The sequence below is a fragment of the Corynebacterium sp. KPL2838 genome, assembly GCF_040225455.1.
GTDB classification, from domain to species: Bacteria; Actinomycetota; Actinomycetes; order Mycobacteriales; family Mycobacteriaceae; genus Corynebacterium; species Corynebacterium rhinophilum.
Genome location: NZ_JBEHFT010000001.1, coordinates 83,706 through 97,493 on the forward strand (window position 1 = coordinate 83,706; position 13,788 = coordinate 97,493).

General features: G+C 56.9%; 12 protein-coding genes. 11 read left to right on the forward strand and 1 reads right to left on the reverse strand.

Annotated features, from left to right (window positions below; all coding sequences use genetic code 11):
• Positions 1-164: 164 nt before the first annotated feature.
• The 8 genes from ftsZ to ABRP98_RS00420 all read left to right on the forward strand — a co-directional run bounded on the left by ftsZ (position 165) and on the right by ABRP98_RS00420 (position 5,992).
• Positions 165-1,514 carry a cell division protein FtsZ gene (gene ftsZ / locus ABRP98_RS00385; RefSeq protein ID WP_284769518.1) on the forward strand — a complete coding sequence of 450 codons (1,350 nt, stop codon included), beginning with the start codon at positions 165-167 and terminating at the stop codon, positions 1,512-1,514.
• 24 nt (positions 1,515-1,538) lie between these two features.
• Complete coding sequence (gene pgeF, locus ABRP98_RS00390; RefSeq protein ID WP_284769519.1) at positions 1,539-2,276, forward strand: peptidoglycan editing factor PgeF; 738 nt, start codon at positions 1,539-1,541, stop codon at positions 2,274-2,276.
• A complete protein-coding gene (locus ABRP98_RS00395) occupies positions 2,269-2,967 on the forward strand; it encodes a YggS family pyridoxal phosphate-dependent enzyme (protein WP_349856990.1) in 699 nt (232 codons plus the stop codon). The genes pgeF and ABRP98_RS00395 overlap by 8 nt, the downstream gene beginning before the upstream one ends.
• A 103-nt stretch (positions 2,968-3,070) precedes the next feature.
• Positions 3,071-3,544 (forward strand): cell division protein SepF, encoded by a 474-nt coding sequence (locus ABRP98_RS00400; protein ID WP_239269925.1) that lies wholly within the window; start codon positions 3,071-3,073, stop codon positions 3,542-3,544.
• Between the two features lie 93 nt (positions 3,545-3,637).
• The gene (locus ABRP98_RS00405) at positions 3,638-3,928 is read left to right on the forward strand and encodes a YggT family protein (protein WP_005278444.1); all 291 of its coding nucleotides are present in this window, start codon (positions 3,638-3,640) and stop codon (positions 3,926-3,928) included.
• A 208-nt stretch (positions 3,929-4,136) separates the two neighbouring features.
• A complete protein-coding gene (locus tag ABRP98_RS00410; RefSeq protein WP_349856991.1) occupies positions 4,137-5,333 on the forward strand; it encodes a DivIVA domain-containing protein in 1,197 nt (398 codons plus the stop codon).
• A gap of 135 nt (positions 5,334-5,468) precedes the next feature.
• The gene (locus ABRP98_RS00415; protein ID WP_284769522.1) at positions 5,469-5,675 is read left to right on the forward strand and encodes a zinc-binding dehydrogenase; all 207 of its coding nucleotides are present in this window, start codon (positions 5,469-5,471) and stop codon (positions 5,673-5,675) included.
• A gap of 164 nt (positions 5,676-5,839) precedes the next feature.
• Positions 5,840-5,992: a hypothetical protein gene (locus ABRP98_RS00420; RefSeq protein ID WP_284784521.1), complete on the forward strand. Its 153-nt coding sequence runs from the start codon at positions 5,840-5,842 to the stop codon at positions 5,990-5,992.
• Here the strand turns inward: ABRP98_RS00420 and ABRP98_RS00425 are convergent.
• Positions 5,989-6,987: an HNH endonuclease signature motif containing protein gene (locus ABRP98_RS00425; protein ID WP_349856992.1), complete on the reverse strand. Its 999-nt coding sequence runs from the start codon at positions 6,985-6,987 to the stop codon at positions 5,989-5,991. The two genes, ABRP98_RS00420 and ABRP98_RS00425, sit on opposite strands and share 4 nt — an antisense overlap.
• A gap of 285 nt (positions 6,988-7,272) precedes the next feature.
• Here ABRP98_RS00425 and ileS point away from each other — a divergent pair, with 285 nt between their 5' ends.
• From ileS to ABRP98_RS00440, 3 genes are all read left to right on the forward strand, one after another.
• A complete protein-coding gene (ileS, locus tag ABRP98_RS00430) occupies positions 7,273-10,437 on the forward strand; it encodes an isoleucine--tRNA ligase (RefSeq protein ID WP_349856993.1) in 3,165 nt (1,054 codons plus the stop codon).
• A gap of 444 nt (positions 10,438-10,881) precedes the next feature.
• A complete protein-coding gene (locus tag ABRP98_RS00435; protein ID WP_349856994.1) occupies positions 10,882-11,787 on the forward strand; it encodes a hypothetical protein in 906 nt (301 codons plus the stop codon).
• Positions 11,788-12,300: 513 nt separating this feature from the next.
• A complete protein-coding gene (locus ABRP98_RS00440; protein WP_349856995.1) occupies positions 12,301-13,662 on the forward strand; it encodes a hypothetical protein in 1,362 nt (453 codons plus the stop codon).
• Positions 13,663-13,788 lie beyond the last annotated feature (126 nt).

Below are 13,788 nucleotides of genomic sequence, written 5' to 3' on the forward strand. Positions count from 1 at the left end.
CCCTAAAGTGGTACTTGAGAGTCTCGACACGCGTAAAATGAGCATGAAAATTACAGGTGTGTCGTTAAAGATGGAGGGGAACGCGATTCACTCTGGTGAAGCGCATACAATCCTCGTTTAATGCACGTGCAGACTTAAAGTAGCGAAAGGTGAGACCTGCTCACATGATCTCTTCCAACAACAATCTCGCGGATATCAAGGTCGTCGGCGTCGGCGGCGGCGGCGTCAACGCCGTGAACCGCATGATCGAAGAAGGCCTGAAGGGCGTCCAATTCGTCGCCATCAACACTGACTCCCAGGCGCTGATTTTCTCCGATGCCGATACCAAGCTCGACATCGGCCGCGAAGCCACCCGCGGATTGGGCGCAGGCGCCAACCCTGAGGTGGGCAAGACCTCTGCGGAAGACCACAAGTCCGAAATCGAGGACGCCCTGCAGGGCTCCGATATGGTATTCGTTACCGCCGGCGAGGGCGGCGGCACCGGTACGGGCGCCGCTCCCGTTGTGGCTTCCATTGCGAAGAAGATGGGCGCGCTGACCGTGGGCGTTGTCACCCGCCCCTTCAAGTTCGAGGGCGCGCGCCGTACCCGCCAGGCTATGGCCGGCATCGAGGAGCTGCGCGAGGTCTGCGATACCCTCATTGTCATCCCTAATGACCGCCTGATGCAGCTCGGTGGGGAAGAGCTTTCCATCGTGGAAGCCTTCCGCGCGGCCGATGAGGTCCTCCACAATGGTGTCCAGGGTATTACCAACCTGATCACCATCCCGGGCATGATCAACGTCGACTTTGCTGACGTTCGCTCCGTCATGTCTGATGCCGGCTCCGCGCTGATGGGCATCGGCTCCGCACGGGGCGATAACCGCGCTATGACCGCCGCCGAGCAGGCCATCAACTCGCCGCTATTGGAATCCACGATGGAAGGCGCCAAGGGCGTGCTGCTGTCCATCGCCGGCGGCTCCGACCTGGGCCTGCACGAGGTCAACTCCGCAGCCTCCATGGTCGAAGAGCGCGCGGATGAAGACGTTAACCTCATCTTCGGCACCATCATTGATGACACCTTGGGCGATGAAATCCGCATCACCATCATCGCCACCGGTTTCGATGCAGAGGCTAATGCCGCTCAGGCAGCATCTTCACAGCGCGCTCCCGAGCAGCGCAAGCCCGGTTCGCTCTTTGATAACCGCGACCGCGAGTCCGGCAACTCGGCCACCCCGGCGCCTGCTCAGCCCGCGGCCGATGACTACGCACCGCGCCACTCCTATGAGCCACGCGCCGGCCAGGGTGGCGTGGAGGATCGCCGCGCTGATGAGCGCCGCGTAGACGATCGTCGCTACGACGACCGCCGCGTGGAAGAACGCCGCCCCGAGGAGCGCCGCAGCGAGTCTAGCGGCCTGTTCACCAACTCCGATCGTTTCCGCGAGGAGCGTCGCGAAGACTACCGCCTGTCCCGGCCAAGCCAGCGCCGCGATGATGATGGCGACGACGATCTCGATGTGCCGTCCTTCATGCGCTAAGCGCAAACCGCTACGCTGGTGTGCATGCCAGTAAACGAGGAACATCGCACCAGCCGCCCCGTCCGCATGGTTTTTACCAGCCGTGCAGGCGGGGCGTCTGCATATCCATATGAGTCTTTTAATCTTGGCGGCCACGTCGGCGACGATCCCACCAACGTGGCGGCTAACCGCGAGCGCCTTTTGCGCGTTACCGGGCTCGAAAACATTGTGTGGATGGAACAGCTCCATACAAATACGGTCACCGTCATCGATGGCCCGCAAGAGTCCCCAGTGCCAGCAACGGATGCGATTGTGACCACGCAACGCCGGCTTGGCCTTGGCGTCCTCGTCGCGGATTGCACGCCCGTGCTGCTTGTCGATGTCCCCGCCGGCGTCATCGCCGCTGTGCACGCTGGCCGGCTCGGTGCCCGCAACGGCATCGTGGTCAATACCGTGCGCGAGATGCAGAAACTTGGCGCTCAGCCGGAACGAATCCAGGTGGTCATGGGACCCGCCGCATCCGGGAAAAACTACGAGGTGCCGGAAGAAATGGCCAACGATGTCGAACGGCGCCTTCCCGGCTCGAAATGTAAGACCGCGACAGGGACGTGGGGCATCGACGTACGCGCTGGCCTTATCCGCCAATTGATGGGCCTGGGCATTACCAATATCGATTCTGATCCGCGCTGCACCATTGAGGACACGGATTTCTTTTCTTATCGCCGCGAAGGAACCACTGGCCGCCAGGCCGGTGTGATTTGGTTGGAGGCTAATCATGAGTAACCGGAAACAAGAATTGGCAGATAATCTCGCCGCAACAAAAGAACACATTAGAGCCATTGCCGCCGAGCATGACCGCCCAGCACCGCAGTTATTGGCCGTGACCAAGTTTCACCCCGCAGAGGATATCGCCCTTCTAGCGGAGCTTGGGGTAGAGGATGTAGCGGAAAACCGCGAGCAAGAAGCCCGGGCAAAGGCGCAGGAGCTAGACCAGCTGTGTTTTCACATGATTGGCCAGATTCAAACCAAGAAGGCCAACCACGTCGCGCGGTGGGCCACTAGCGTGCATTCGGTAGATTCGGTGAAACTGGCCAATGCGCTGGACCGTGGTGTGGGCCTCGCGCACGAGCGCGGCGAGCGAGATACTAACCTTCCGGTATTTATTCAGGTCTCCGCGGATGGCGATACCTCCCGCGGGGGAGTAATCCGCGAGGAATTGGATGAGGTGATTGAGGCCGTTGAGGCGGCGGAGCACCTAGAATTCGCAGGACTCATGGTGGTTCCTCCCCTCGATGCCGATGCGAGGGAGGTGTTTACTACAGTGCGCGCAGACGTGGATCGCCTCTCCGAACGCCTTGGTCGGCAGCTCAAACTATCGGCTGGGATGAGCGCGGATATGGATGCGGCGATTGCTGCGGGCACCGATATTGTGCGTGTCGGAACCAGCATCATGGGAAAGCGCCCAGTAGGTTAAAAATATCGCAAAAGCGCATTTCACAGCGTAAATCACATGAGTCACATCATTCACATTTACGCGCTTGAACTTGAACAAATTTAGGTCAGAGGGAGACCCAAAAATGTCATTCATTGATAGGACGAAGAATTTCTTCGGGCTTGGTCCGATGGATTTCGAAGAAGACGACGCCTACTACAACGACGAGCCGCGTTACGCGGGCAACGGAGCGGCCACTTCTGCGGCCTACGCCCCGCGCCGCGCCCCGCAGGCTTATGAGCCAACCCCGGCGCCGGCGCCCGTCGAGGAAAAGTTCGTCCCGACTATCGTGGCAATCTCCCTGACCTCGTTCAACGATGCCGCCAAGGTGGGTGAGCCCTTCCGCGATGGCGATGCAGTGGTTTTTGAACTTACCGATGCCGAGCGCGGCACCGCTAAGCGCTTCATCGACTTCGCAGCGGGTCTCTGCTTTGGCCTAGAAGGCCGCATGCTCAACCTGTCGAAGGGGATGGATACCCAGCGCAAGGTATTCGCCGTCGTGCCGAAGTCCGCCGATATCGCCAAACCTGAATTGGAGCGCGCCGCCGGCCTGCGCTAGGAGCGCGGCCCAAGCACAACGACGCACACCCAATAACCCCCGTACGGAGCGCAATGCGCACGTGCGGGGGACTATTCGATAGGCTGAGTAATCGTGACTGAAATTGGAATTATTCTCATCTTTTTGGTGAGGGTTTATACATGGGTACTGATTGCCCGAATTATTATCGAGATGATCCAATCCTTCTCGCGGCAATTCAACCCCCCGCGCTGGTTCATGATCATCGCTGAACCTCTCTTCGCCATCACGGATCCACCAGTCAAAGCGCTGCGTCGGGTTATTCCTCCGCTGCAGATGGGCGGAATCGCGCTGGATGTTTCCGTCCTAGTGCTGTTTTTCATCCTGTCGTTCCTGACGCTTTTCCTGCAGGTTATTTTCTTGTAGGACAGCCCCGCATCACCCCGTAACCTGTGGTAGACATTGAGAGTCAGCGTTACGTCCATTATTGTGGACTTTCGGTTACAATAAAATGCGATAACCCGTATCATGAACTACATATAACTTTGTGGGGAAGGTTTAAATAAACTGGAACCGCAGCTCCTAAGGCCCTGGAACCTCCGGGGTTGTATCAACTCGAAGGGGAAGACAAGTCATGCCACTGTCACCAGCTGATGTACACAACGTCGCGTTCAGCAAGCCGCCGATTGGCAAGCGTGGCTACAACGAGGATGAGGTAGATCAGTTCCTCGACCTCGTTGAGGATGCCCTTGCCCAATTGCAGGATGAAAATGAAGACCTGCAGGCGCAGGTGAGCGATCTTAGCTCCGGGGCCAAGGCCGGCGGAGCAGGGGCTGGTGCCGCAGCCGCCGCAAACTCTGGTGCAGATGAAGCAGCTCTGCGCAAGGAGATTGAGGCTAAGCTGCGTGCTGAGTATGAAACCAAGTTGGCAGATTCCAAGTCCGAGGTTTCTCGCGCTAAGGAAGAAACCAAAAAGGCCCAGGAGCAGGTCAAGGCCGCCCAGGCTGAGGCCGCAAAGGCAAAGGAAAGCGGTGCCGATGCCCCAGCAGCTGGTGCCACCGCTGCCGCTAATACCGCCGAGCTCAAGGCGGCTCGCGACGAAGCTGCGAAGGCTAAGAAGGAAGCCGAGGAGGCTCGTGCAGAGGCTAAGCAGGCTAAGAAGGAGCTGGAGTCTTCCCAGCGCGAGAACGAGAGCCTGAAGAAGTCCGCGTCTGCCGCTGGCTCCTCGAACTCGGCTGTCTCCAGCGCCGCAGCGGCCGCTGCCGGTGCTGGAGCAGCACAGGGTGCCGACGGCCTGGCTACCCCGGATACGCACATGCAGGCAGCCCGCGTGCTGGGCTTGGCCCAGGAGATGGCGGATCGCCTGACCTCTGAGGCTCGCGCCGAGTCTGAATCCATGCTGTCTGAGGCCCGCACGGCTGCAGAAAAGCAGCTTTCCGATGCCGACTCTCGTTCCAAGGCACAACTTGCCGAGGCGCAGAAGAAGTACGACGCTCAGGTGCAGGATGCAGAAGCCCGCTCCAAGAAGCTGGTTTCTGAGGCAGAGTCGAAGGCTCAGCAGACCGAGTCCGATGCTTCCTCCCGTGCCGAGGCCCAGATTCGCCAGGCAGAGGAGAAAGCCGCATCGCTGCAGGCCGATGCCGAGAAGAAGCACACCGAAGTGATGAACACGGTCAAGCAGCAGCAGACCGCTTTGGAGGCACGCATTTCCGAGCTGCGCACCTTCGAGCGCGAGTACCGCACCCGCTTGAAGACCCTCCTCGAGTCCCAGCTGGAAGAGCTCGAGACCCGCGGAACCGCCGCACCAAACGGCGATGCCGGAAAGAACTAAGAAGCTGGTTGGCAGTAACTAAACCAAATTAGTTACCCGTAGCGCCCACACCTCTAGGGGAGTGGGCGCTATTGTGGTTTTATCCCCGCTATGATTGTTCCCATCGCTTCTTTTTAACCCCTGAGAGGAACTGCCATGCTCGTTGCCGCCCTCGTCCTCGCCCTCGTGGCCTTCGTGGCTTTGGTGACGTATGTCTTAAATACCGCCGATTGGGCGTTGTACCTCGTCTTCATCGCAGCGGGTTCTGGCATCGTTTTGTTTATCATCGACTGGGCGCGCAAGTACCGAACGGATAATAATGCCCTTGAAGAAGACTTGTCCCATGGATGGAAGCAGAACTAAGGCTCTTCACCGCTCACATCTGTCTTGGTCCGCTCACTTTCGGTGCGGCTTGGTTAATTCGATCAAAGTGAGCGGCCAGAAAGAATCTCCACGCAGTTACGGCATGCCAAAGTAGGCGCACGCCGGCGCCTCAACTGGCTGGGACCCGAGCCTCAGTAGCAATCGTGTCACCCACAACTTCTGCGGTTTATTGGATGACGGTTTCCTCCGATCCGGCGTCGAATTCCCAAACGAATCCTCAAACGGATCCTCAGGCGGACTCCCAGGCGGATCCCCAGCCGGGAATGCGCCACGAGCTTTCAGATGCTCCTGCCTAATCCGGAGGTTCCCACCGGATGGTCCCATTCCTGCGGACCAGGTGTCCGCGCAGTGGCGGGGCATTGGGATCATCGTCGTTGACCCCGTTGTGGTAGGCGCAGGCTGTGGATAAGTTACCTATGTTGGTCAATCCACCGTGCAACCACGGTTCCAAATGATGAATCTGGCATTCGTCCGCGGGCCTATTGCATCGCGGCCACGGGCAGATGGGATTCTCTGCGGCGGCCATAAGGCGTTGTTTCGCATTGGCAAAGCGCTCCGTGCGGTACAGATTGACCGCTCCCTCAAAGGGGCTAATGAGGGTAATGAGCCCGCGTTCCTTGAGGGCGCGCTCTAGGTACTCGGCGCCAGTAAGAGTTGCCCCGTTGGTCATCTGCAGCTGGATTTCTTCGCCATCGCCATTGATGATGCGCACGTAGTCATCCAGGTTGACCAAGACATTGGTCATCACCGTGGTCTTTACGGCGGATCCGCCGCCGAAAAAGGTCTGTTCCACCGCCTCCAGCGGCTCTTTTCCGCTCTCTTTTAGCGCGGCATGAAGGTCTGCAATGAGCGAGGAGCGCGCATCGATGGCCAGGGTCCACGGCGCGTTCTTGCGGCGAATGATGCGCACCCCAGGCTTAACCGTCTTCTTTTTCGCAGGTAGCTTGGATTTTGCCAGCTTTTCTAGGTCCGCCGTGCTGGCATTGGTGGTGCAGAGCTGCTCGCGGAGAAGCCAGGCATCGAAAAGCGTGGGCATCTTGCGGGCATACTTTTCGATGATGGACAACGCCACAATGGAATGACCGTTGCGGCGGGCGCCTTCCATAGCTCTCCGGCGCCGGCCGGTGAATTTTGTGTTGCCGCAATAAGCCTCTTTGAGCAGGATAAGCTCCCGCGCCGTATGCTCCGGGGCGCCGTGTGCCCGCAGATCGTCCTCAGACAGGCCAGCGCACCCGGCGACGATATCCATCCCCGGGGCCATAGCTGCTAAGTAATTCTCGAGCGCGGTCATGCTTCATAATCTATGGCCGCGCGCAACCGCGTACAACAGGAAAATTTCTACCTGTGGATAACTTTTGTGCACAGCGTTCCTGTGACGCTATACTGGCGGGCACATGCGATGATCCGGCTATCACCGGGGGAGCAATTCAGAAGAACGGCCAGAAGGCTCAGTAGAACTGAACGGGTGGGACCGTTATCTCCTTCACCGAAACGAAGCGGAGCTTTTAGCTCAAGCAGGGTGGTACCGCGAGCCACTGGCCCGTCCCTGCACCAAGTTAAAGTGTGAAGGAAGATAATGGTGAAAAAGATTTACCCCAAGGTCGATATGACCGGCGGCTCGAGCCGTTTCCCGGATATGGAAGAAGAAGTCCAGAAGTACTGGAAGCAGGACGATACGTTCCAGGCCTCTTTGGAAAAGACCAAGGACTGCCCCGAATACATCTTTTATGATGGCCCTCCCTTTGCCAATGGCCTGCCGCACTACGGCCACCTGTTGACCGGTTACGTTAAGGACATCGTGCCGCGCTACCGCACGATGGCCGGAAATTACGTCCCCCGCGTCTTTGGCTGGGATACCCACGGCCTGCCAGCGGAGCTGGAGGCGGAAAAGCAGCTCGGGATCACCGATAAAGCCCAGATCGAGGACATGGGTCTAGATAAGTTCAACGAGTACTGCGCTAAGTCGGTGCTGGAATACACCGATGAGTGGGAAGATTACGTCAACCGCCAGGCTCGCTGGGTGGACTTTGACAATGGCTACAAGACCATGGATATCAACTTCATGGAATCGGTCATGTGGGCGTTCAAGGAGCTGTATGACAAGGGCCTGATCTACAAGGGCTTCCGCGTGCTGCCTTACTCCTGGGCGGAGCATACTTCTTTGTCCAACCAGGAAACGCGCTTGGATGATTCCTACAAGATGCGCCAGGATCCCACCTTGACGGTGACCTTCCCGGTCGCAGGTGCTCGCGAGGGCACCGCGGCGGAAAAGACGCTGGCGGAAAACCCCGCGCTTGCCGATGCCTCCTTCCTCGCCTGGACCACCACCCCCTGGACCCTGCCGTCCAACGAGGCGCTGGCGGTCCACCCGGAGGTCACTTACGCACTATTTAAGGCCACCGACGGAGAATTCGCCGGCCGCACGTTCATCATGGCCGAAAACCTGCTGGGCACCCTGGAAAAGGAACTGGGTGAGGCCGAGGTACTGGGTACCTTTACCGGCGCACAGCTCGAGGGCTTTAAGTACGAGCCAATCTTCGGCTTCTTCCCAGACCTGCGCAATGCCTACCAGGTGCTGTTGGCAGACTACGTCACCACCGAAGACGGTACGGGTGTTGTCCACCAGTCGCCCGCCTTTGGTGAAGACGATATGAATACCACCAACGAGTACGACATCGAGTTGGTGGTCCCAGTGAATGAGGACGGCAAGTTCACCTCCCAGGTTCCGCCATACGAGGGGCAGCTGGTCTTCGATGCGAATAAGTCCATCATCAAGGACTTGAAGGCCGCTGGGCGAGTGGTGCGCCACGTCACCATCGAGCACTCCTACCCACATTCTTGGCGCTCGGGCGAGCCGCTTATCTACATGGCGCTGCCCGCATGGTTTGTAAAGGTCACCGAATTCCGCGACCGCATGGTGGAGCTCAACCACGACGAGATCGAGTGGCTGCCGGAGCACATCCGCGATGGCCAATTTGGCAAGTGGCTGGAAGGCGCCCGCGACTGGAATATCTCGCGTACCCGCTACTGGGGTGCGCCCATCCCGGTGTGGATGTCCGATAATGACGAGTACCCGCGCATGGACGTCTACGGCTCTTTGGATGAGCTGGAGAGGGACTTCGGCAAGCGCCCGGAGTCGCTGCACCGCCCGCACATCGATGAGCTGACCCGCCCCAACCCGGACGATCCCACCGGTAAGTCCACCATGCGCCGCGTGCCGGACGTGCTGGACTGCTGGTTCGAGTCTGGCTCCATGCCGTTTGCGCAAAAGCACTACCCGTTTGAAAACAAGGAGTGGTTTGAAACCCACTCGCCGGCGGACTTCATCGTGGAGTACTCCGGGCAAACCCGCGGCTGGTTCTACCTGCTGCACGTGCTGTCCACCGCGCTCTTTGATCGCCCGGCGTTCAAGAAGGTCGTGGCCCACGGCATCGTCTTGGGCAATGACGGGCTTAAGATGTCCAAGTCCAAGGGTAACTACCCGGACGTCAACGAGGTCTTTGACCGAGACGGTTCCGATGCCATGCGCTGGTTCCTGATGTCCTCGCCCATCCTGCGCGGCGGCAACCTCATCGTCACCGAGCAGGGCATCCGCGAGGGCGTGCGCCAGGCGCTGCTTCCCATCTGGAATGCGTACACCTTCCTGCAGCTCTACGCCGAGCAGGAAGCTAAGTTCGATACGAGCTCCACGCACGTGCTTGACCGCTACATCCTGGCTAAGACCCACGATCTTGTGGCCAATGTCGATGCTGCGCTGGCGGGGACCGATATCGCTACTGCCACCGAAGAGGTTCGCCTTTTCGCCGATGTGCTGACCAACTGGTACGTCCGCCGCTCCCGCGACCGCTTCTGGGGCGGCGAGGACGCCAACCCAGAGGCCTTCAACACCCTCTACACCGTGCTGGAGACCACTACGCGCGTGGTTGCCCCGCTGTTGCCGCACGTCGCCGAGGTCATCTACCGCGGCCTGACCGGTGAGCGCTCTGTGCACTTGGCGGACTTCCCGAAGGCCGAGGACTACCCCGCGGATGCGGACCTGGTGTCTGCCATGGACGCCACTCGCGCGGTGGCATCGGCTGCATCTTCGGTGCGCAAGGCCAATAAGCTGCGCAACCGTCTGCCACTGCCAAAGCTCACCGTGGCCTTCGCGGGCTCGCAGAGCCTGGCGGACTTCGCGGACATCATCCGCGACGAGGTCAACGTCAAAGAGGTTGAGCTTACTGATGATGTCGATTCCGTCGGCACCTTCCAGGTGGTCTGCAACGCCAAGGTTGCCGGCCCGCGCTTGGGTAAGGATGTCCAGCGCGCCATCAAGAATCTCAAGGCGGGCAACTACGAGCGCCGCGGCGATGAGGTCGTGGTAGACGGTGACATCGTCTTGAGTCCTGAGGAATATACCGAGCGTTTGCAGGCTGCGAACCTAGACTCCACGGCCCGCATCGAGGGCTTGGATGGCCTCGTCGTTCTGGATACCGAGGTCACCGAAGAGCTCGAGGCAGAAGGCTGGGCCGCCGATGTCATCCGCGGCCTGCAGGATGCCCGCAAGAACTCCGGCTTCGACGTATCTGACCGCATCTCCGTGGTCCTTTGCGTTGCCGAAGATAAGAAGGAGTGGGCGCAGCGTCATGCTGACACCATCGCAGGCGAAGTGCTGGCTACGGAGTTCTCCGTGGTCACCGAGCCGCTTGCCGATGCCCACGATATCCTCACCGGAGTCACCGCCACCGTAGCCAAGAACTAAGAGCGCACAAAGCTTAAACGTTAAGCGGCCCTGCCTGATGCTATCTACAGCGTCCGGCCGGGCCGCTTTGCGCTTATCAATCAGTGCGTCCAATATGCGCAAGAATGAAAATAAAACAAGAGATGGGGCTGTGCACTTTGTTTTTAGGGGGCTGGAGAAGCTGAAGTAATCGTGGTCTTAGTTTAGCGAGGACGCCATTGCCAACCTTGACAGCATGCATGAAAGCCGTGTTCATTAAGTGATCTCGCACACTTTTTCGGTTTGCCACTTTTGAGTGAAAAATCAATATGGTTTACTAATCCTGCGTTTAAAAACGTAAATAACACGATAGAGGTCGTGTTATCCCGCTTTCTGCGGTGTCCGCCTCCCATGCTTTGCATTCTTTGAAAGTAAATCGTGGTGTGTATAGGACCCGTAGCTTGTTGTACCCCTTGGAGGGCTCGTATGAAACTCAATAAGCGTGTTCTCGCTTCTGCAGCTATCTCTGCATCTCTCATGGCTACCGCTGTTACTCCAGTCGCCTGGGCTGCTGGTGAGCATCTTAACTGCGTACAGAACTTTCGGGCCGGCGTTGATGCTGATATCAATGCCAACGTTGCGCAACATTTGCGGCGTAGCTGTAATTTGAGCGTGGACCAGATCGTTCGGCTGAATGTTGAAGATATGAAACAGGTCGTTAGGGAGTTTAAGAAGGACGGTGCTCCTCTTTATTCCGAAGAAGAGTTGAACCGTCTGTCGCCTTCTTTCGTCGTCGCTTTAGCAAAGGATATCGACGTTTCTTCCGGTGATACCGGCAAGGGGCCCGCTGATGGCGAGCAGCAGTCCGGGCCTCCTCTTTCGGTGAACGAAGTCAAAGCAGGGGACAGGGAAGTTACTGGCTCGGTGTATTTGCTCCCGGGTCAGCAGAAGACAATTCAGGCACATTTTCCAAGCCGGATCGTTTCGACTAAAGTGCTAAAATCTGACGAAAAGCCTGGTGAAGGGGGCAAAACCGCTGAAGGTAAAGTTGTCACCTTTAAATTCGGTGTTCCTGAAGAAATTCAATTAAACGCCGGAGATGAAATAATGGTTACTCGGTTCCTTGCTGCCGCAGAAGAGGCCACTAACAAGGACTTACCCGTTAAAGTTATTGTTAAGCCTGCAGAAAGTGGTAAGTCTCCGGGCGATGGTGTCCCTGGCTCTGGAGGGGGCAGTTCTAATTTTGGCAATATCTTTGGCGGAATTGGTGGCTTTGCTAGTTTGGCTGCTGTGATGGCAGGGGTTGCTAAAATTTTCAACCAGAACTCAAGTCTCGGTCGTCTCTTGCAGCCACTCCGTGACCTTTTGTCGCAGTTTAATATCAAGTTCTAATCCCGTCTGGATTAGCGGATATACGGATGCTCGATGCCCTGACTAATGCTTCAGGCATTAAATAAAACCGGAGCACCTCTTTGCGGGGTGCTCCGGTTTCTATTTGACGAATAGGGTCAGGAAAGCGGGTTTTGATTGTTTAATTTAAATCTCGTGCTACCTGAACGGCCTTATGTTTTGCAGCGATTATGCGACCCAAGCTGAGTTTGATCCTGCATGTGTCGTAGGAGTCGAAGTAAAAGGTGTCGGCCTCTGTTGAGTAGTGCCCATCTCCTGCGATTGTTTTGTTGCACTAAAGGCGTGGTCATAAAGTGATCTCGCACACTTTTCCGATTGGCCACTTTTGGATGAAAAACCAATATGGTTTACTAATCCTGCGTTTAAAAACGTAAATAGCACGATAAAGATCGTGTTATCCCGCTTTCTGCGGTGTTCGCCCCATGCTTTACCTTCTTTGAAAGCGTAACGAGGCATACAGGACCCGTAGTTCGAAGTACCCCTTGGAAGGTTCGTATGAAACTCAATAAGCGTGTTCTCGCTTCTGCAGCTATCTCTGCATCTCTCATGGCTACCGCTGTTACCCCAGTTGCTTGGGCTGCTGGTGAGCATCTTAACTGCGCACAGAACTTCCGAGCCGGCGTCGATTTTGATGCTCGCATCAATGCCAACGTTGCGGAGCATCTGCAGCGTAACTGCAAGTTGAGTGTGGGGCAGATCACTGAGCTAAGTGTTGGCGAAATGACACAGACAGCTAAGGAGCTCCTGGGGAAGGATAACACTCCTCTTTATTCTGAAGAAGAGTTGAAGCGTTTGTCACATTCTGAGGTTGTCAGGGAAGCGCGGATCAATGGCGCTTCCGACGATGATGGCAAAGGGCCTGCTGAAGGCGGACAGCAGTCTGAGGCTCCTCTAATGGTGAATGATGTGAAGGCAGGGGACAGGGAAATCACTGGCTCGGTGTTTTTGCTCCCAGGTCAACAGAAGAGAGTTCAAATTAATTTCCCAAGCTTCAGGTCTTTAACTACGGACGTAAAGCTTGAGGAAAACTCTGTTGAGGAGGGTGGAGCCTCTAACGGTAAAGCTGTGACCTTTAAATTCGATGTTCCTGAAGAGATTAACTTAAAGGCAGGTGAAACACTACTCTTTAGTTTGCTCTATGATTCCTTGGCTCCAGACGATAGCAAGAGCAAATCCATACCAGTAGTTGTTAAGCCTGCGGATGTGTCTGAGGAAGAGCGTCCAGATTCTGGGGACTCTGAAGGCGAATTCCCGTTTGCTGTTACCGCGGAAGTAAATGACATCAAGGCAGGAGACAAAAAGGTTACCGGTAAGGTTCGTTTGTACCCAGGCCAAGAGGTGGAAATTGAGGCTTCTTTCCCCAGCGGAAAGATTCAGACAACTGTCGTCAAGCTAGAGAAAAAGTCTGCACAGAAGGGCCAAGTTCCTGAAGGTGAGTTTGTCTCGTTCGAAATCGATGTACCTGCGGACGTCAAGCTAATGGCAGGTGACAAGGTAACTGTTTCCCTAGTTCCTCACGTCACGGATCCGAAAACCGGTGAAAGCAACAGCGTAGAGCTCCTCGTGAAGGCTGCTGATAAAGGCAGTGAGTCGCAACCCGAGCAGGCCCCTGGTAACGGTAATGGCAAGGGCAAAGAGGGAGGCCGCGGTTCCACAAAGCCGGCACAGCCATCGGTTCCGGGCGCTGAAGGTACCCCTGGTGCTGGAGAAGGTAGCTCAAAGTTCGGCAAGGTCTTTGAAGTAATTCCTGGTTTGGCTGCTTTGGTTGAAGGTGTTGCCAAGTTCTTCAACAAGAACTCGGGCCTCGCTCGCCTGTTGCAATCACTGCGTAACTTCTTTTCACTGTTCAAGTTCTAATCTTGTTTGAACCAGCAGATGAGCGGATTAGTGCGAGCTTGATGCTCGGACTTGGCTACTGGCAGTGACTAAACCGGAGCCCTCCATGAGGAGGTGCTCCGGTTTCTGCGTTTTCTGGCCGAATGT